We start from the raw sequence: 17,577 nt of genomic DNA on the forward strand, positions 1-17,577 counted from the left end.
AAGCAACTGCATGGTCACCGCTATGCGCGGTTCCGAAGTCTCATCAGGGTCGCCTGCCAGTGCCTGATCGCCGCCGCCGCCCAGAACATCAAAAAGATCGCCCTTTGCCTATGGCCGAACCCCAAACCGGCCCTCGCATGAGGCCCTACGCCTCCTGTCAAAATCTCCTGACACAAACATTCCAAGACACTTCAATCACATAACAAAAAAACCCCGCCGAAAATCGACGGGGTTTGTCAGCAGTCTGAGCGGTTCACCGAAAGGTGAACCGCTGAGGTAGCGAGCGACCGGCCTCGCCGCCAGAGGCTCGGACGGTGAACAGTGCATGTCATTTTGCAGGGAAAGGCGTCTCCCGGCTGCAACATCGCGGAATTTCATGGCTGGCATACCGTTTTGGCGCTTGAACTCTCGGCATTCGCGCGTATGTAAGCCTCGCGAATTGACTTCAGGGAAGTGGACTTGGCTATCTACAGGGAAAAAGACATTTTCGAGCGGCGCAATGCCGCGAACGAGGCAAAGAAGGCGCTTCTGGAGCGCTTCAAGTCGAAGCCGGCGGCAGACGATCCTGCAGTCGTGGCGCGACAGGCCGAACGCAAGGCAATCCTCAAGGCCCGCGAGATTCGCGAAGCTGAAAAGGCAAGGCTAAAGCAGGAGAAGCTGGCACGCGAGGCGGTCGAGAAGGCCGAGCGCGAGGCAGCGGCCGAAGCCGCACGCATTGCGGCCGAAGAAGCGGCACAGGCTGAAGCGAAGATCAAGGAAGCCGAAGAGAACGAGCGCATCGCCCGTTTGCTGGCCGACGAAGCCGAACGCAAAGCAAAACGCGACGCACGCTATGCGGCGCGCAAGCAGCGCACCGGCAGAACGCCTCCAGGCTTCTCAGCCCGCTAACGCCTTAGCGGCCAGCTTCGAAATCTAGAATCAGGGTCGCCTTGCAGCGGCCCTGGGGGCGTTTTGCGTCTCCGAGGCAGATCGTGCCAGCGGCCGCGCCCCTCGGGCCAAGTCCGAGGAGTCGGACGTATTCAGGCCGCGAACTTCAGCCCCATAATGCCGCAGACAATCAGCGCGATGCAGGCAAGCCGGATCGCGGTGGCGGGTTCCCCAAGCAGCCAGATGCCGAGCAGCGCCGTGCCGACGGTGCCGATGCCGGTCCACACCGCATAGGCGGTGCCGACGGGAAGCGCCTTCAGCGCCAGACCAAGCAAAGTAAGGCTGACGATCATCGAGGCGACGGTCAGGACCGTCGGCACCAGTTTCGAGAAGCCATCGGTGTATTTGAGGCCGATCGCCCAGCCGATTTCGAACAGGCCGGCGAAAAACAGAAGAATCCATGACATCGGGGACGCTCCATCCAGCATCGGGCCGGAGACGGAATCCGATCCTCAGATGCTGACCATAGTGGCGGGTCGTCCCGACCGAATTTGCGGGGAGGCGCGGGGTCGTCCCCGCACCTGAGATATAGGATTGTCCAAACGCCCGATCAACCCGGCGGCATTGTCTGACGCCGCCGGTGGGATTTCGCCGCGCCTGACTCGCCGAGGCCTACTTTTCCTTGATGCGCATCGCCTTGACCGGCGGCGCCTTCAGGGCGGGAGCGGGTGCCGGCTTCTTGGCATCCTTTTTCGGCTTGCGGGCTTCCTTGCCTGCCTTCATCGCACCTTTAGCCATGATTCGTTCCTCCAATTGCGAGATGCAGAGTGAAACAAGAGAAACGCTTTGCTGCAAGGGGGCAGCGCGCCTGTCGCGACTGCGGGTCGACGGCTTTCAACCGGTTTCTAATTTGCTCGTAAACCACGGCGGTCCGTGCCATTCTCATCTTCGCACTGCAGCATCGACCCGCGCTTTCGCCGGGTGATCGCTGGGCAGGCCGGTCAGGACAACAATGCGGATCCACATTGGCTGCGAGATGAGTTTCGACTTCCCGCAGGAAACGCCGCTTATCGCGATGCTCAATGTCCACTATTCTCGCGCCTCCGATCTCGAACGCCCGGATTTTTTGACCTCGAACCCGCCAGTGCCGATCGAAAGCTACCGCGACAGTTTCGGCAATTGGTGCAACCGCTTCGTGGCTCCGCCCGGCCGGTTCACATTCGGCACCGATGCGGTTATCCGCGCGCCCGGCACATTCGAGATGAGCGAGCTGATGGCCTGGCAGCACGAGGTGCGCGACCTGCCGGCGGAAACGCTGCTGTTCCTGCTGCCCAGCCGGTTTTGCGAGAGCGACCTTTTGGCCAGCGAAGCGTGGCGGCTGTTCGGCCATACGCCGCTCGGCATCCCGCGCGTGCAGGCGGTGTGCGATTTCGTTCACAACCACATCGTCTTCAACTACGGCAACGCACGGCCGACGCGCACCGCGGCGGAAACCTATCGCGAGCAGAGCGGCGTGTGCCGCGATTTCGCCCATCTCGCCGTCACCTTCTGCCGGGCGCTCAACATCCCGACACGCTATTGCACCGGCTACATCAGCGATATCGGCATGCCGAAGCCGTGGTCGAGCATGGATTTCTGCGCCTGGATGGAGGTCTATCTCGGCGGCCGCTGGCACGCTTTCGACCCGCGCAACAATGCGCCGCGCATCGGCCGCATCCTGATCGCCTCCGGGCGCGACGCGGCGGATGTGCCGCTGACCCATATTTTCGGACCAGGGACACTTGCCGGCTTCAAGGTGTGGACCGACGAGATCGTCGAATAGAAGGCGTTCCTGCTCGCAAGTCTTCAACCGTCTGAACGGCTGGACGGATCGCGCATTGTGCTGCCTGTGGAGCTTCGGCGGCAGGGCCGGTACAATGGTTATCCTGAAGGGACAAGACTGCATGGCCGGGCATGGCGGCTCGAAAACGGTTATCTACGCGGCGCTCGCCGGCAATCTGGCGATCGCGCTGACCAAATTCGCCGCCGCCTTCTTCACCGGCAGCTCGGCGATGCTGTCGGAAGGCGTGCATTCGCTGGTCGATACCGGCAATGGCGGCCTGCTGCTCTACGGCATGCACCGGGCCGCGCGCCCGGCCGACCGCACGCATCCGCTCGGCCACGGCCGCGAACTTTACTTCTGGAGCTTCATCGTTGCCCTGCTGGTCTTCGCGCTGGGCGCCGGCGTGTCGCTCTATGAGGGCATCGTCCACATCATGGCGCCGGAACCGGTCGCCAACGTCAAGGTGAACTATATCGTCCTCGGCCTGTCCTTCCTGTTCGAAGGCAGCTCCTGGATGGTGGCGCTGAAGGAATTTCGCCAACAGAAGGGCAAGCAGGGCTGGCTGCAGGCCGTGCAATCGAGCAAGGATCCGAGCGTCTATACCGTGCTGTTCGAGGACAGTGCGGCGCTTCTCGGCCTGATCGTCGCCTTTGCCGGCATATTGGCGGCGGAACTGCTGGAGATGCCGGAGCTCGATGGCGCCGCCTCGATCGGCATCGGGCTGATCCTCGGCGCGACGGCGATTTTCCTGGCCCGTGAAAGCAAGGGCTTGCTCATCGGTGAGCCGGCTTCACTCGAGGTGCAGGAAAAGGTGCTGGCGATCGCCCAGCAGGATCCGGCGGTGCAGCGGGCGAACGGCGTGCTGACCGTCCACATGGGACCGCAAGAGATCGTTGCCGGCTTGAGCATCGAGTTCGAGGACCATCTGACGGCGCCGGAGATCGAAGCCTGTGTCGAGCGCATCGAGGCCCGGTTGAAACAGGAGATGCCGGAGATCACGCGGCTGTTCGTCAAGCCGCAGACCACAGGCACCTGGGAGCAGCGGCGAAAGCTGATCGAAGCCGCGTCCAACTAGTCCTGGACCAGAGGTGCACCGTTGCTCCGGCGCCTTGCTCCGCTAAGATCAGTCAGTGGATTTTTGGAGGAGCAACCATGAAGATCGATGGCGGGTGCCATTGCGGCGCCATCACCTACGAAGCGGAAGTCGACCCGGCCAAGACCTCGATCTGTCATTGCACGGACTGCCAGCAACTGACGGGCACGGCCTTTCGCGTCTCGGTGCGGGTGCCGGAGGAGAACTACCGGATCACCAAGGGCACACCCAAGGTGTATATCAAGACCGGAGCCAGTGGCGCCAAGCGCGCCCAGGGCTTTTGCGGCGAGTGCGGTTCGCATCTCTATGCGACGTCGGTCGGCGACGGGCCAAAGGTTTACGGCATCCGGGTCGGCACGGCGCGTCAGCGCGACGAACTGGTCCCGCAGACGCAATACTGGCATCGCTCGGCGCTGCACTGGCTGCCTGAATTCGAGGCCACCAGGATCGTGGAAGAGCAGTAGCAGCTGCCTCTCGGTCGAAAGCCGCCCAGACAAGCAATTATGTGCTAGCCTGGCTCGCCATCAAACGGGCGGGTGATAGCGATGTTGGAAACGGACAAGTTGTTTGCCGGCTCGATCCCGGAAAATTACGACCGCTATATGGTGCCGTTGATTTTCGAGCCGTTCGCCGCAGACCTTGCACGCAGAGCCGCGTCCTTATCGCCCAGCGCCATCCTGGAGGTCGCCGCGGGCACCGGGGTCGTCACCCGCGCCTTGGCGCCAAAACTCTCCCCCGACGCAAGCTATGTCGTGACCGACCTCAACCAGCCGATGCTCGACTACGCCGCTTCGCGTCAAGCGCCCGACAGTCGCATCCAATGGCGCCAGGCCGATGCCATGGCGCTGCCATTTGAAGATGCGGCCTTCGATCTGGTTTGCTGCCAGTTCGGCGCGATGTTCTTTCCCAGCCGCCCCTCCGCCTACCGCGAAGCAAGGCGGGTGCTGAAGCCCGGCGGCCATTTTCTGTTCAATGTTTGGGATCGCATCGAAGAGAATGTGTTTGCCGATGATGTGACCAATGCCCTGGCCAGGATTTTTCCGAACGATCCGCCACGCTTTCTGGCCCGCACGCCGCACGGCTACCACGATACGGCATTGATCCGCAGCGACCTTGACGAGGCAGGTTTCTCCGGCGTAGCGATCGAGACGAGAGCCGAACAAAGCCGTGCGCCCTCGCCGCGCATTCCGGCCGTTGCTTATTGCCAGGGAACCGTGCTCCGCACCGAAATCGAGGGCCGGGATCCGGGCAAACTCGACGCCGCAACGGACTATGCCGCGGCCGCGATTGCGGCCAGACATGGCAGCGGTGCGGTCGCTGCCAAAATTCAGGCACATGTCATCGTGGCTGTGGCCTAAAACGCACCGCGTCGAAACGGGTTCAGTCGTCGCCTTCGACGACCCGCAGCCTGAGCTGCCCGGTCTTTGAATCGGCAACGCGCGGGCTGGGGTCAAGTTTGGCCGGTGCCCGTGACGGTGTCTCCGGGGTGGCATCGCCATCGGGCTGCACGCCGAACTCCAGCGCCTCGATCTTCTGGCCGCGCTTGGTCACCTTCGATGTCGAGACGAGGATGTCGTCGATGTCCTTGGCCGACTGGCCGAAATGGACCTGCAGTTTGCGCACGCGCTCGTCGACACGCGCGACATCCTCCATCAGCCGGATCACCTCGCCCTGGATCAGATGCGCCTGTTCGCGCATGCGGGCATCCTTGAGGATCGCCTGGATGACCTGGATCGACAGCATCAGCAGCGATGGCGAGACGATGACGACGCGGGCGCGGTGCGCCTTGTGAACGATCGCCTCGAAATTCTCGTGGATCTCGGCGAACACCGATTCCGACGGCACGAACATGAAGGCGGTGTCCTGCGTCTCGCCCTGGATCAGATATTTTTCCGAGATATCGCGGACATGGATCTCGATGTCGCGGCGGAAGGCCTGCGAGGCGACCTTCTGCAGGTCGGCGCCATCGGCGGCGCGGATGGCATTCCAGGCTTCCAGCGGAAACTTGGCGTCGATGGCCAACGACGGCGCGCCGTTCGGCATCTTCACCAGGCAATCCGGCCGGCTGCCATTCGACAGTGTCGCCTGGAATTCGTATGCGCCCATCGGCAGGCCGTCGGCGACAATCGCCTCCATACGCGACTGGCCGAAGGCGCCGCGCGTCTGCTTGTTGGAAAGGATCGCCTGCAGCTGCACGACCTGGCCGGCGAGCGACTGGATATTGCCTTGCGCGACATCGATGATCGCCAGCCGCTCCTGCAGTTTGGCCAGGCTCTCATGCGTGGACTTGGTCTGCTCGGTCATGGTCTGGCCGAGCCGGCCGGTCATGGCGTCGAGCCGCTGGCCGATCGACTGCGTCAGCTCGGCCTGACGCGCCCCAAACACTTCGGCGATGGCGCCCATGCGGCCCTGCATTTCGGCCTGGCTTTGCAATATGCCGGCCATCCGTGCCTCCGCGTCGCGGGCATGGTCGGCGGCTTCCGCGGCAGCGACAGCGCGCGCCTTGGCCGACCGCCACAACGCGATGACCAGCGCCACGAACAGGCCGAGAAACAGCAAGGCGCCGAAGGCCAGCGCGTGGCCGAGCGTGATTGTCGAGGCGCCAAGCCGGGCGACAGGCTGCGAAAGGATGCTACTCAGATCATTCATGTGGACAGCATAGCCGATTCGGCCTGATCGCACAGATCAAAACAAGAACACGGCTTAGATGCCCCGGTTGACGCTTTTCGCTGGACGTCTTACGTGGGACGCCATGCCGATCAAGCCGCTCATCATCCTTCCCGATCCCATCCTGCGCCAGCTTTCCAAGCCGGTGGAACGCGTCGACGCACCTTTGCGCAAACTGGCCGACGACATGCTGGCGACCATGTATGACGCGCCCGGCATCGGGCTGGCGGCAATCCAGATCGGCGAGCCCGTGCGCATGCTGGTGATCGACCTCGCCAAGGAAGACGAAACGCCGGCGCCGCATGTCTTCATCAACCCGGAGGTGCTGAGCAGCGCCGAGGCGCGCTCCGTCTACGAGGAAGGCTGCCTGTCGATCCCCGACTATTACGCCGAGGTCGAACGCCCGGCTTCCGTGCGCGTGAAATACCTCGACCGCGACGGCAAGCTGCAGGAGATGGAGGCCGAGGGCCTGATGGCGACCTGCCTGCAGCATGAGATCGACCATCTCAACGGCGTGCTGTTCATCGACCACATCTCGAAGCTCAAGCGCGACATGGTGGTGAAGAAATTCAAGAAGCTCGCCAAGGACAAGGCGCCGGGCAAGCTGGTGGGATAGGGGAAAATGCCCCTTCGCGTCATCTTCATGGGCACGCCGGAGTTTTCGGTGCCGACGCTACGCGCCATCGCCGAAGCCGGACATGAGATTTCGGCCGTCTATACGCAGCCGCCGCGGGCCGCCGGCCGGCGCGGGCTGGAACTGACGCCGTCACCGGTGCAGCGCGAGGCCCAACGGCTGAGCATCGAGGTGCGGACGCCAACATCCCTCAAGGGCGAAGCCGAGCAAGCCGCTTTCAGCGACCTGCGGGCCGATATCGCCGTGGTCGTCGCCTATGGTTTGCTGCTGCCGAAGGCCATACTCGACGCCCCCCGGCTTGGCTGCATAAACGGCCATGCGTCGCTTTTGCCGCGCTGGCGCGGTGCCGCCCCCATCCAGCGCGCCATCATGGCTGGAGACCTGGAAAGCGGCATGATGGTGATGCGCATGGAAGAGGGCCTGGACACCGGACCGGTGGGATTGCTTGAAAAATGCGCCATCGAACCCGATATGACAGCCGGCGATCTGCATGATCGGTTGATGAGTGTCGGTGCTGCCCTGATGGCGGAAGCGCTGGCGCGGCTGGAAAGAAACACCCTGACATTTACCGCGCAAGCGGCGGAAGGGGTGACTTACGCCAGAAAAATCGATAAATCCGAGACGCATGTGGACTGGACGCGGCCTGCGGCCGAGGTCCACAACCACCTTCGTGGCCTGTCGCCCTTTCCCGGCGCCTGGTCCGAAATTGACATTGGCGGCCGGATGGAACGGCTGAAACTGCTTCGCTCGACGCTGTCCGAAGGCTTGTCGCTTCCGGACGATTTGGGCGAGTCGGGAGGAATTCTCGATGACCGGCTGACGGTCGCCTGCGGGGCAGGCGCGGTCAGGCTGGTCGAAGTTCAACGTGCGGGCGGAAAGCCCGCCGCCGCGTCGGAATTCCTGCGCGGAGCCAAGATCGTAAAAGGAATGAAGTTCTCATGAGCATGATGTCGATACGCGCGGCGACGCCGCGGGATCGCGAGGCCATTCGCCTCGTCGAGGAACACGCTTTCGGCCAGCAGGCGGAGGCCGGGCTGGTCGACGCGCTGGTCACCGGCGGCGACGCCGTCGTCGAACTGGTGGCGGAAGAAGACGGCCAGGTCGTCGGCCACATCCTGTTTTCGCGGCTGTACGTCCAGACCGGCGGCAAGAGCTTTGCGGCCGTGGCGCTGGCGCCGCTGGCGGTGGAACCTTCGTTCCATGGCAGCGGCATCGGCGGCGCACTGATCCGCGAGGCGCATATCCGTCTCAGGGACGCCGGCGAGACGCTGGCCGTGGTTCTGGGCGACCCGGCCTATTACGGCCGTTTCGGCTACAGCCATGCGCGTGCCGAAAAGTTCGAGAGCGAATACCAAGGCGAGGCGCTGCAGGCGCTGACCTGGGGCGACGCTCCGGAGGCCGGCAAGTTGGTCTACGCCTCGGCCTTCACCGCTCTCGCCGCCTAGGCAAGAGCGTATAGCCGCCCGGCATGCCGCGTTTTCGCCTCGACATCGAATATGACGGCAGCCTGTTTGCCGGCTGGCAGCACCAGGCCGATCAGCCTTCGGTGCAGCAGGTGATCGAGCAGGCGATCGAGAAATTCTGCGGCGAGGCGGTGCGGCTGCGCGCCGCCGGCCGCACCGATGCCGGCGTGCATGCGACCGCCCAGGTGGCGCATGTCGACCTTGCCAAGGCATGGCCCGAAGACAAGGTGCGCGACGCCGTCAACGCCCATCTGCAGGCGGCCGGCGCGCATGTCGCCATCCTCAAGGCGACAATCGTCCCGGACGATTTCGACGCGCGCTTCTCGGCCACCGGCCGGCACTATCTCTACCGCATCCTCAACCGCCGCGCGCCCGCGGCCCTGGACAAGGGCAAGGTGTGGTGGGTGCCTAAGCGGCTCGACGCCGGCGCCATGCATGACGCGGCGAAGATCCTGCTTGGCCGGCATGACTTCACCACCTTCCGTTCGACCCAGTGCCAGGCCAACAGTCCGGTCCGGACGCTGGAGCGGCTCGATGTGAGCCGGCACGGTGACCTGATCGAAGTGAGGGCTTCGGCGCGCTCTTTCCTGCACAATCAGGTGCGCTCCATGGTCGGCTCGCTCAAGCGCGTCGGCGATGGCGGCTGGACCGAGGCCGACCTCAAGGCGGCGCTCGAAGCACGCGACCGCGCCGCCTGCGGCCAGGTGGCGCCGCCCGACGGGCTTTTTCTCATTGGCGTCGATTATCCCTGAATAAAGTCCGGAGGCTTTATTCGGAATAGAGACGAAGGCTCTATCCGAATAGAGTTTGGAGGTTTTACCCCGGGGACAGTCCGGAAAGGCTCTGAGCCCCGATATCGTCGGGGACGGTGATGCCAAGCAGCATCTGCAACCCGAACAGCACCAATAACGAAGCGATGAACATGCCGGCGAAAACGGCGGTGCCGACTGCCGGGCCCTTGCCGATCGTGGCGTTGGTCATGCGCCAGGTCAGCCCCATCGACAGGGCAAACAGCAGCAGCGACACAAGGCTTGAGACCTGGCTCGCCGAGGACAGGAAAAGCCTGATCAGCGCCGAAGGCAGCATCAGCCAAGCGGTGATGGCCGAGGCCCAGTTGCTGGCGACGACATAGTGGACGAAGCGCCCGCCAATGCCAGCGCGCGGCGCGACCAGAGCGAGCGCGATCAGCGGCAGCACCCAGGAACCGATATCGACCGTCGCCAGGCGCATCAGCATGCCGAAACGGCCGACGAAGGCGTCGGGATCGCCGATCTCGTTGGCGATGCCGACCCAGCCGACGATCAGCGCCGGCGCGGCAACGACGATGGCGAAAAAGGAATTCCAGAAGCCGTCGGCCGAAAGGTCGAGCAGGCGCAGGCCGTCGGTCTTGCCGAGCATCAGTCGCCAGGCGCCGGTCAGCGAAGCTTGGGTCTCGTCCGCCGTAAGCATGCTGCTCAGCCCTGTCCGAACCAGTCTTCGATGAAGCGCTGGTAGATCCGCGTCAGCGTTTCGAGATCGGCGATGGCGACGCGCTCGTCGACCATGTGCATGGTCTTGCCGACCAGGCCGAACTCGACCACCGGGCAGTAATCCTTGATGAAGCGCGCATCCGATGTGCCGCCGGAGGTCGACAGCGTCGGCTGCTTGCCGACCGCCGCCTTGATCGAGCCTGCAAGCGTGTCGACCAACTTGTCGTCGCGGGTCAGGAAGACATGGCTTGGCCGGTCGCGCCAGATGAGATCATAGTCGACCGGCGTCTTCTTGCCCGGCCGGTATTTCTTGCGCTTCGCCGCCTGGTCGAGGCGGTTGTGGATTTCGGCCTGCACGGTCTCAGCCGTCCACGTGTCGTTGAAGCGGATGTTGAAGGTCGCGGTGGCCTTGGCCGGAATGACATTGGTGGCCGGGTTGCCGACATCGATGGAGGTGACCTCCAGATTGGTCGGCTGGAAATCCTTCGTGCCCTTGTCAAAGACGGGATGCAGCAAGGCGTCGACCAGGCCCATTAGGCCGCGCACCGGATTGTCGGCAAGCTGCGGATAGGCGGCATGGCCCTGGCGGCCATTGACGGTAACCGAACCGGACATCGAGCCACGGCGGCCGATCTTGATCATGTCGCCGAGCGCATCCGGGTTGGTCGGTTCGCCGACGATCGAGGCATCCCATTTCTCGCCTTTGGAAGCCGCCCATTCGAGCAGCTTGACGGTGCCGTTGATGGCCGGGCCTTCCTCGTCGCCGGTGATCAGCAGCGAGACCGAGCCCTTGGGGCCGCCATGCGTCTCGACATGGCGCGCCACGGCAGCGATGAAACAGGCAATGCCGCCCTTCATGTCGACCGCGCCACGGCCATACATCTCGCCATTGGCGATCTCGGCGGCGAAAGGCGGATGCGTCCAGGCGGCTTCGTCGCCGACCGGCACGACATCGGTATGGCCGGCGAACATCAGATGCGGGCCGTTGCCGGACCGCCTTGCGTAGAGGTTCTCGATGTCGGGCGTGCCGTCTTCCGAAAACACCGGCCGGTCAACCAGGAAGCCGACCGGTTTCAGCATCGTTTCCAACGCGCTCAGCGCACCGCCTTCGGCGGGTGTCACCGAGGCGCAACGGATGAGGGCGGCAAGGTTTTCGGCGGGATCGGTCGGCAGCGTCATGGCAAAAGCGATAGTCGAAAGCGGAACGCCTGTCACGGCCAGACATAGAGGCCAGGGCCATGGCAGACGATGCCGCCGACATTATGGTTTTCATGTCGTATAGTCGGGCCGGTGCGGAGCAAGAGATGGCAGACGGTGAAAAGAGGATCGTCATTGCCGGTGCCGGCATCATCGGCTGCTATGTCGGCGGCTGCCTGGCGCTTGCCGGGCGGCAGGTGATTCTGCTGGCCCGACCGCGCATCGAGGCCGCGCTGCGGCAGGGCGGATTGCGCATCAGCGACCTTGAAGGACGCGATCGCCTGATCAAGCCGGACGGGCTCGAAATCACCGCCGATCCGTCCGCCGCCTTGCCCGAAGCGGACCTGATCCTGGTCACCGCCAAGAGCGGCGCTACGCAGGAGATGGCGGCCCTGATCAAGGCCCATGCCCGCCCCGATGCGGTGGTGGTCAGCCTGCAGAACGGCGTCGACAATGCCGACAGGCTGCGCGCCGGGCTTGGCCAGCGAACCGTTCTGGCCGGCATGGTGCCGTTCAATGTGGTGCAATCGCCCGACGGCGACCTGCCGCTGCGCGTCCACCGCGCCAGCGACGGCAAGGTGATGATCGGGGACGGCGACGCCGGCCTGGTCCGCCTTCTCACCGTTGAAGGATTCGCTGTCGAGGCCCATGCCGACATGAAGGCGGTGCTGTGGGGCAAGCTGCTGATGAATTTGAACAACGCGCTGGTGGCGCTGTCAGGCCTGCCGCTGGCGAGCGAACTCGCCGATCGCCGCTGGCGGCTGATCCTGGCCGGCCAGATCGACGAGGCCTTGCTGGCGATGAAAGCCTCCGGCATCGAGCCGGCGCGGATCGCCGGGCTGCGGCCGGCGCTGCTGCCGAAGTTGCTCCGGCTGCCGGACTGGCTGTTCAAACTGCTGGCGCGGCGCATGCTGGCGATCGACCCCGAGGCCCGCTCGTCGATGTGGGACGATCTGCAGCGCGGCCGGCCGACAGAAATCGGCGAGCTGCAGGGGGCGGTGATCGGCCTTGCTGAAAAAACGGGTACGCCGGCGCCGCTCTTGAAAAGCGTTACCGCTTTGGTGCGCGCGGCGGAAGCGGCGCGGCTGGGTTCGCCGGGCCTGGCGCCGGAACAGGTTGCGCCGCCGGGTGGCGCTCGATCAGCGTGATCTTCTGCCAGATCTTGCGCGACAGGTTGGACGCCAGGTTCTCGATATCGTTGACGCCGTCGATGACGACGTCATCATTGACCGACTGCGCGAACAGCGCTGCGATCTTGCCGGTGATCGACAGCATTTCAGAGCAATAGTCGAGGTAACGCGCCAGATCGGCGGCATTGGTGATGCGAGCCGGCGAATGCGCCGTCGGCTTGAAATTGGCCGAAAGCGCCGCCGGATCCTTGGTCAGCTGGTGCATGTCGATGACATGGATCAGCGAGCGCAGGCCGTGCAGCTGGCGAAACACCCGCTTGCGCTTGATGCGCTCCTCGGTGCGGATCAGCGCCAACAGGCCGAGCACGGCAAGGATGATCATGTTGATCGTGGCCTCGATGCCTTGCACCGATTGCACCGCATCGTCGGCCTGGGAGATGTGAATGAGCGGCAGGATGGTGCCGACGAACAGGAAGATCAGCGCGCCGGCGACGACGGCGGCGATGATCAGCCCGCGCAGCCACCAGATCGGCGCTTCGAGCGCCTGAGCCGCCTTGGCGAGATCGCGCGACAGCGACACCAGTTCGGCGGCGACGCCACGCAGTCCGGCCTGGGGAAACCGTTCTGTTACGCGCTCCTCAAGCCGTTCGGCGGTGTCGATGATCAGTTTCGGATCAAGCGTGCGGTAGCGCATGTCCGATCGGTCCTCAGGGTTGCGACGGCTCGTTGGTGCGCCGGCCATAGCGGTTGGGCCCAGGCTGCCCTGGAAACAGGCACAAAACAAGAAAGGCGACGATCGAGACGACCGGCACGAACAGGATCAGTGCGGCAATGCCCGGCTTGTCGAGGTCGTGCAGGCGTTTCACCGCCAGCACGATGTTCGACCATAGCGAGGCAATGAAGGCGATGAAGAAGATGAACGACCACATGTTGCTCTCGGCCGAGCCTTCCGGCACCAGTGTGAAGCGGTAGAGCGGGAACGCCTGGATGATGGCGACCAGCAGCCCGCCAAGAAAATAGGCCGCGCGGCTGACGCGGCCCGATGTCTTGAAGAAAAGCCAGGAAAGATTTGAACTGTCAGGCAAGCGGGTCCGGTCCGTATTGATTGGCACCCTTGGCGCCTTCGAGAATGCCGCATTCCACCAGAAACCAGATCGCGCCGATAAAAGGCACCAGGATGATCAAGGTCCACCAGCCGGACTTGCCTCGATCATGCCAGCGCTTGGCGTAGACTGCGAAGATCGAATAGAGCATGGCGAGCGAGTAAAGCACATAGATAAAGCCGTAAGGCATCTGGTTGAATGTCGTGCCCAGTATGTTGTCGAGGATCATCGCGATCACCGCGCCAACGAAAATGACGCCCACGCAAGCCCAGAATTTGGCGCGATTGATGCGACCCTCATAGCTGGTCAGCAGATATTTCCAGTCCATGTCACCCCTCCATGTTGAACCAGCGCGACGGATTGTCGCGCTGGCGGAAGGTGCGCCCGCTTTGCGGAAAGATCAATCGCGCAGCAATTCGTTGATCGAGGTCTTCGAGCGGGTCTTGGCGTCGACCCGCTTGACGATGACGGCGCAGTAGAGGCTGGGGCCGGGCTCGTTGTTTGGAAACGGCTTGCCGGGCATCGAGCCGGCGACGACGACGGAATTTGGCGGCACTTCGCCATAGAAGACCTCGCCGGTGGCGCGGTCGACGATCTTGGTCGACTGGCCGATGAAGACGCCCATGCCGAGCACCGAGCCTTCGCGCACGATGCAACCCTCGACGACTTCCGAACGCGCGCCGATGAAGCAATTGTCCTCGATGATGGTGGGGCCGGCCTGCATCGGCTCCAGCACGCCGCCGATGCCGACGCCGCCCGACAGATGGACGTTCTTGCCGATCTGGGCGCAGGAACCAACCGAAGCCCAGGTGTCGACCATGGTGCCCGTATCGACATAAGCGCCGACATTGACGAAGGACGGCATCAGCACGGCGCCCGGCGCGACATAGGCCGAACGGCGCACGATCGACGATGGTACGGCGCGGAAACCCGCCTTCTCGAAATCGACGGCGCTCCAGCCATCGAACTTGGACGGTACCTTGTCCCACCACACGGCCTCACCCGGACCACCCTTGATGATCTCCATCGGGTTGAGCCGGAACGACAGCAGCACCGCCTTCTTCAGCCACTGATTGACATGCCACTTGCCGTCCGCCTGGCGCTCGGCGACGCGGACGGTGCCGTGATCGAGCAGGTCGAGCGCCGACTGGATGGCGTCGCGCGCTTCGCCGCGGGTCGCGGTCGAAATCGTGTCGCGCTCCTCGAAGGCCTTCTCGATGGTCTTTTCGAGGCTCGCCAGATCGGGCTTCGACATGAATTCGCTCCATTACCAAGCTGTTAAGGGCCTGAGCCTTAACCTGTTTTGAAAGTCGCGCGGACCCCTGGCAGGCTTTGCCTGCCCGGGTCTTTGCATGTAGCAGGTTCTTGTCGCAAAACCGCCGACACTTTTGCGGAACCTGCTTATGTTAAGGCTCAAGGGGGGTCAATCGCGCCTGCGTCATGGGACGGCGCAGTCAAGGAAATTTGGACGGGTAATTTGATGACACCTATGGAAAAGGCGGGGTGGACGCCGCTGCCGCATTCGGACGAGGATCTGGAGCGGTCGAAAAGCGTGCCGGACACGCCGCAGACGCGGGCCGAGACCTATCGGCTTGCCTGGAACGATCCCGACTTCATGACGCGGCGCGAATTGCGCGCGGTGCGCCTGCAGCTTGAACTGCTGAAGCCGGAAATGATCCTGGCCGAGCGTGGTATCCGTTCGACGGTGATCCTGTTTGGCGGCGCGCGCCTGCCGGAACCCGGCGGCGAGGCCTGGGCCGCCAAGAACGAGACGCAGAAGAAGAACCTCGAGCAAAACAGCAAATATTACGAGGAGGCGCGCAAATTCGCTCGCCTGTGCTCGCAGCAGTCGGCCGCCTCATACTACCGCGAATATGTCGTGGTGACCGGCGGCGGCCCCGGCGTGATGGAGGCGGGAAATCGCGGCGCCGACGATGTCGGCGCGCCATCGATCGGGCTCAACATCGTGCTGCCGCACGAGCAGGCGCCGAACATCTATGTGACGCCGGAGCTGTGTTTCAACTTCCACTATTTCGCCATCCGCAAGATGCATTTCGTCATGCGCGCCAAGGCGGTGGCGGTGTTTCCCGGCGGCTTCGGCACGATGGACGAGTTCTTCGAGACGCTGACCTTGATCCAGACCGGTCGCATGGAGCGCGTGCCGGTGATCCTGTTCGGCAAGTCGTTCTGGAAGCGGGCGATCGACCTCGATTTCCTCGCCGAGCAAGGCACAATCAGCCCCGGCGACCAGGACATCATCGATTTCGTCGACACCGCGGATGAGGCCTGGGGGATCATCAGCCGGTTCTACAAGTTAGGGGAATAGGCGGAGAACTGAGGAACTGGGGAATTGAAGAATTGAGGGCCGGATCGTTCCTCTAATCTCCAGTTCTTCAATTCCTCAGTTCTTCAATTCCTCTACCCCCTCCACAATCGCAGTCAGAAACCCCGCGAGATCGTCGGTGACATAGTCGACGTCATCCTCCTGCGCGGGGTCGCGCTCCCAGATCTCGGCAAAGGTCGGTTCGAAATTGCGCGGCACCACGAGTACGGTGGTCATGCCCAGCGACTTCGGCACCTCCAGGTTGCGGGCGAGATCCTCGAACATCACCGCATTGTGGCCGGTGACGGCATGCAGTGCGGCGAATTTCTCGTAGGTCTGGCGCGCGGGCTTGGGATTGAGGCCGGCGGCGACGATATCGAAGATGTCGTCAAAATGGTCGAGGATGCCGAGCTGGCGCGCGGTGCGCTCGGCGTGCCTGCGATCGCCATTGGTGAAGATGAACTTGCGGCCGGGAAGCTGGCGGATGGCGGTGCCGAGAACAGGGTCGGGCACGAGCCATGAATAGTCGATGTCATGCACCTTCTCGAGAAAGTCGTCGGGGTCGATGCCGTGGCGCGTCATCAGCCCATTCAGCGTCGTGCCATATTCGAGATAGAGCTCCTTCTGCAGCTTGCGCGCCTCGTCACGCGGCAGCGCCAGCAGTTCCCCGACATAGGCGGTCATCTTGACGTCGATCTGCGAGAACAGATTCGAATGATGCGGATAGAGCGTGTTGTCGAGGTCAAACACCCAGTCGGTGACATGGGCGAAGCGGGCGGGATCGGGCAGCGTGGTCATGCGCTCCTTATGGCATGAAACGAGGAATCTGAAAGGGACTTTATCCACAACTTCCACGCGCTTTTAGTGGCAGAAAAGGCCCCACGATTCAAATTTTAAGCACCCGGGAAAGGTGGCCTTCAGGGCTTGCTGGCACAGAGACAGTCCTGTGGGGAGCCCGCGATGAACATCGTCATTCTGAAATCCGCCGCTATCGCTTTCGCCTCCGTCGCCGCCTCGCTTCTTCTGACGCTGATCATCGTTCCGGCCCTGGGGTTCCCGATCAACCGGACGATCTGGCTGACCTCCACGCTCTGTCCGCTGGTGCTTGCATGGGTGGCCTGCGCCAGCACCTTCTGGCAGAGCGACAGGTTGAAAAACGCGCACCGCGAACTTGCCCGGGCACACGCCCAGCTTGCCGCCGCACACCGCCGCCTGGCGGAGAAGGCGAGCCGCGACGACATGACCGGAATGCTCAACCGGGAAAGTTTCTTTGCCGCGCTGGACGGCTCGCGGCGCAAGTCCGACCGCGGCGCGCTGCTGATCATCGACGCCGATCATTTCAAGAAGATCAACGACAATTTCGGCCACCTGACCGGTGACGACGCGCTGCTGTTGATCGCCAGCGCCATCGAGCGCGGCGTGCGCAGCGGCGATGTGCTTGGCCGCATCGGCGGCGAGGAGTTCGGCGCGTTTCTTACCGGAGCCACCGAGCAAGAGGCCAAACGCGTCGCCGAGCGCATCCGCCGCGAGGTCGAGCTGATCCGCTTCCGGCCGGTCGACGAACGGACCATCCCGTTGACCGTCAGCATCGGCGGCACCGTCTGCGGCGAGGATGTCAACGTATCGGACCTGATGCGCGCCGCGGACCGGCGCCTCTACCAGGCCAAGCATCGCGGTCGCAACCTGACGATCCTCGATACGGACATTTCCGCGGCCGCGTGAGCCGGCCGGTCCGGCACACCCTGCCCGTTAAGGAATTTCTAACTCTGTTTGCATTCGGTTGTGCCGCTTGGCCGTCTTTTCACTGCC

Annotated in this window: 22 protein-coding genes and 1 pseudogene; 13 read left to right on the forward strand and 10 right to left on the reverse strand. The window is 63.4% G+C overall.

Going from position 1 to position 17,577, the window contains the following annotated elements; all coding sequences use genetic code 11:
* Positions 1–141 (forward strand): annotated as a pseudogene (locus tag AC1D05_RS16445) (IS5/IS1182 family transposase); the annotation flags it as partial.
* A 318-nt stretch (positions 142–459) separates the two neighbouring features.
* Positions 460–888, forward strand: a complete 429-nt coding sequence (locus AC1D05_RS16450; protein ID WP_477442090.1) for a DUF6481 family protein — start codon at positions 460–462, stop codon at positions 886–888.
* A 131-nt stretch (positions 889–1,019) separates the two neighbouring features.
* Here the strand turns inward: AC1D05_RS16450 and sugE are convergent, their stop codons facing one another.
* Together sugE and AC1D05_RS16460 are read right to left on the reverse strand one after the other, a co-directional pair.
* On the reverse strand, positions 1,020–1,334 hold the full coding sequence (gene sugE / locus AC1D05_RS16455) for a quaternary ammonium compound efflux SMR transporter SugE (protein ID WP_064990686.1): 315 nt from the start codon (positions 1,332–1,334) through the stop codon (positions 1,020–1,022).
* Positions 1,335–1,539: 205 nt separating this feature from the next.
* Complete coding sequence (locus tag AC1D05_RS16460) at positions 1,540–1,665, reverse strand: hypothetical protein (protein ID WP_013891842.1); 126 nt, start codon at positions 1,663–1,665, stop codon at positions 1,540–1,542.
* 214 nt (positions 1,666–1,879) lie between these two features.
* On the opposite strand from AC1D05_RS16460, the gene AC1D05_RS16465 reads away from it, so the two are divergent.
* The 4 genes from AC1D05_RS16465 to AC1D05_RS16480 all read left to right on the forward strand — a co-directional run bounded on the left by AC1D05_RS16465 (position 1,880) and on the right by AC1D05_RS16480 (position 5,140).
* A complete protein-coding gene (locus AC1D05_RS16465; RefSeq protein ID WP_477442092.1) occupies positions 1,880–2,689 on the forward strand; it encodes a transglutaminase-like domain-containing protein in 810 nt (269 codons plus the stop codon).
* Between the two features lie 121 nt (positions 2,690–2,810).
* Positions 2,811–3,764, forward strand: coding sequence for a cation diffusion facilitator family transporter (locus AC1D05_RS16470; protein ID WP_477442905.1), 954 nt, complete (start codon positions 2,811–2,813; stop codon positions 3,762–3,764).
* A 77-nt stretch (positions 3,765–3,841) separates the two neighbouring features.
* Complete coding sequence (locus AC1D05_RS16475) at positions 3,842–4,246, forward strand: GFA family protein (RefSeq protein WP_477442094.1); 405 nt, start codon at positions 3,842–3,844, stop codon at positions 4,244–4,246.
* An 81-nt stretch (positions 4,247–4,327) separates the two neighbouring features.
* Positions 4,328–5,140 carry a class I SAM-dependent methyltransferase gene (locus tag AC1D05_RS16480; RefSeq protein ID WP_477442096.1) on the forward strand — a complete coding sequence of 271 codons (813 nt, stop codon included), beginning with the start codon at positions 4,328–4,330 and terminating at the stop codon, positions 5,138–5,140.
* Between the two features lie 22 nt (positions 5,141–5,162).
* Here AC1D05_RS16480 and AC1D05_RS16485 read toward each other — a convergent pair whose 3' ends face one another.
* Positions 5,163–6,431, reverse strand: a complete 1,269-nt coding sequence (locus AC1D05_RS16485; RefSeq protein WP_477442097.1) for a DNA recombination protein RmuC — start codon at positions 6,429–6,431, stop codon at positions 5,163–5,165.
* Positions 6,432–6,534: 103 nt separating this feature from the next.
* Between AC1D05_RS16485 and def the strand changes: the two genes are divergently transcribed.
* Genes def through truA form a run of 4 tightly spaced genes read left to right on the forward strand, consistent with a single transcriptional unit; the run spans position 6,535 to position 9,298 of the window.
* Positions 6,535–7,065, forward strand: a complete 531-nt coding sequence (def, locus tag AC1D05_RS16490; RefSeq protein ID WP_477442099.1) for a peptide deformylase — start codon at positions 6,535–6,537, stop codon at positions 7,063–7,065.
* Between the two features lie 6 nt (positions 7,066–7,071).
* Positions 7,072–8,025 (forward strand): methionyl-tRNA formyltransferase, encoded by a 954-nt coding sequence (gene fmt / locus AC1D05_RS16495; protein ID WP_477442101.1) that lies wholly within the window; start codon positions 7,072–7,074, stop codon positions 8,023–8,025.
* Positions 8,022–8,528 carry a GNAT family N-acetyltransferase gene (locus AC1D05_RS16500; RefSeq protein WP_477442103.1) on the forward strand — a complete coding sequence of 169 codons (507 nt, stop codon included), beginning with the start codon at positions 8,022–8,024 and terminating at the stop codon, positions 8,526–8,528. Before fmt ends, AC1D05_RS16500 begins: the two co-directional genes overlap by 4 nt.
* A gap of 23 nt (positions 8,529–8,551) precedes the next feature.
* Entirely contained in the window at positions 8,552–9,298 is a 747-nt protein-coding gene (gene truA, locus AC1D05_RS16505; protein WP_477442104.1) for a tRNA pseudouridine(38-40) synthase TruA, read from the forward strand.
* Between the two features lie 64 nt (positions 9,299–9,362).
* Here truA and AC1D05_RS16510 read toward each other — a convergent pair whose 3' ends face one another.
* Both AC1D05_RS16510 and dapE read right to left on the reverse strand, forming a co-directional pair.
* Positions 9,363–9,995 carry a transporter gene (locus AC1D05_RS16510; protein ID WP_477442106.1) on the reverse strand — a complete coding sequence of 211 codons (633 nt, stop codon included), beginning with the start codon at positions 9,993–9,995 and terminating at the stop codon, positions 9,363–9,365.
* A gap of 5 nt (positions 9,996–10,000) precedes the next feature.
* A complete protein-coding gene (dapE, locus tag AC1D05_RS16515) occupies positions 10,001–11,194 on the reverse strand; it encodes a succinyl-diaminopimelate desuccinylase (RefSeq protein ID WP_477442108.1) in 1,194 nt (397 codons plus the stop codon).
* A 125-nt stretch (positions 11,195–11,319) separates the two neighbouring features.
* Here dapE and AC1D05_RS16520 point away from each other — a divergent pair, with 125 nt between their 5' ends.
* Positions 11,320–12,360, forward strand: coding sequence for a 2-dehydropantoate 2-reductase (locus AC1D05_RS16520; protein WP_477442109.1), 1,041 nt, complete (start codon positions 11,320–11,322; stop codon positions 12,358–12,360).
* Here the strand turns inward: AC1D05_RS16520 and AC1D05_RS16525 are convergent.
* The 4 genes from AC1D05_RS16525 to dapD form a co-directional block, all read right to left on the reverse strand.
* A complete protein-coding gene (locus tag AC1D05_RS16525; RefSeq protein WP_477442111.1) occupies positions 12,263–13,036 on the reverse strand; it encodes a hypothetical protein in 774 nt (257 codons plus the stop codon). The genes AC1D05_RS16520 and AC1D05_RS16525 overlap by 98 nt on opposite strands.
* Positions 13,037–13,049: 13 nt before the next feature.
* Positions 13,050–13,427, reverse strand: a complete 378-nt coding sequence (locus AC1D05_RS16530; RefSeq protein WP_477442113.1) for a DUF805 domain-containing protein — start codon at positions 13,425–13,427, stop codon at positions 13,050–13,052.
* Positions 13,420–13,773 carry a DUF805 domain-containing protein gene (locus AC1D05_RS16535; protein WP_475454894.1) on the reverse strand — a complete coding sequence of 118 codons (354 nt, stop codon included), beginning with the start codon at positions 13,771–13,773 and terminating at the stop codon, positions 13,420–13,422. The genes AC1D05_RS16530 and AC1D05_RS16535 overlap by 8 nt, the downstream gene beginning before the upstream one ends.
* A 72-nt stretch (positions 13,774–13,845) precedes the next feature.
* Positions 13,846–14,700: a 2,3,4,5-tetrahydropyridine-2,6-dicarboxylate N-succinyltransferase gene (gene dapD, locus AC1D05_RS16540; protein WP_477442115.1), complete on the reverse strand. Its 855-nt coding sequence runs from the start codon at positions 14,698–14,700 to the stop codon at positions 13,846–13,848.
* A 225-nt stretch (positions 14,701–14,925) separates the two neighbouring features.
* On the opposite strand from dapD, the gene AC1D05_RS16545 reads away from it, so the two are divergent.
* Positions 14,926–15,771 (forward strand): LOG family protein, encoded by an 846-nt coding sequence (locus tag AC1D05_RS16545; RefSeq protein WP_477442117.1) that lies wholly within the window; start codon positions 14,926–14,928, stop codon positions 15,769–15,771.
* A 75-nt stretch (positions 15,772–15,846) separates the two neighbouring features.
* Here the strand turns inward: AC1D05_RS16545 and AC1D05_RS16550 are convergent, their stop codons facing one another.
* Positions 15,847–16,566 (reverse strand): pyrimidine 5'-nucleotidase, encoded by a 720-nt coding sequence (locus AC1D05_RS16550; protein ID WP_477442119.1) that lies wholly within the window; start codon positions 16,564–16,566, stop codon positions 15,847–15,849.
* Positions 16,567–16,728: 162 nt separating this feature from the next.
* Between AC1D05_RS16550 and AC1D05_RS16555 the strand changes: the two genes are divergently transcribed.
* On the forward strand, positions 16,729–17,490 hold the full coding sequence (locus tag AC1D05_RS16555) for a GGDEF domain-containing protein (RefSeq protein ID WP_477442120.1): 762 nt from the start codon (positions 16,729–16,731) through the stop codon (positions 17,488–17,490).
* Positions 17,491–17,577: the final 87 nt, after the last annotated feature.

The organism is Mesorhizobium sp. P2_E9 (assembly GCF_056403815.1).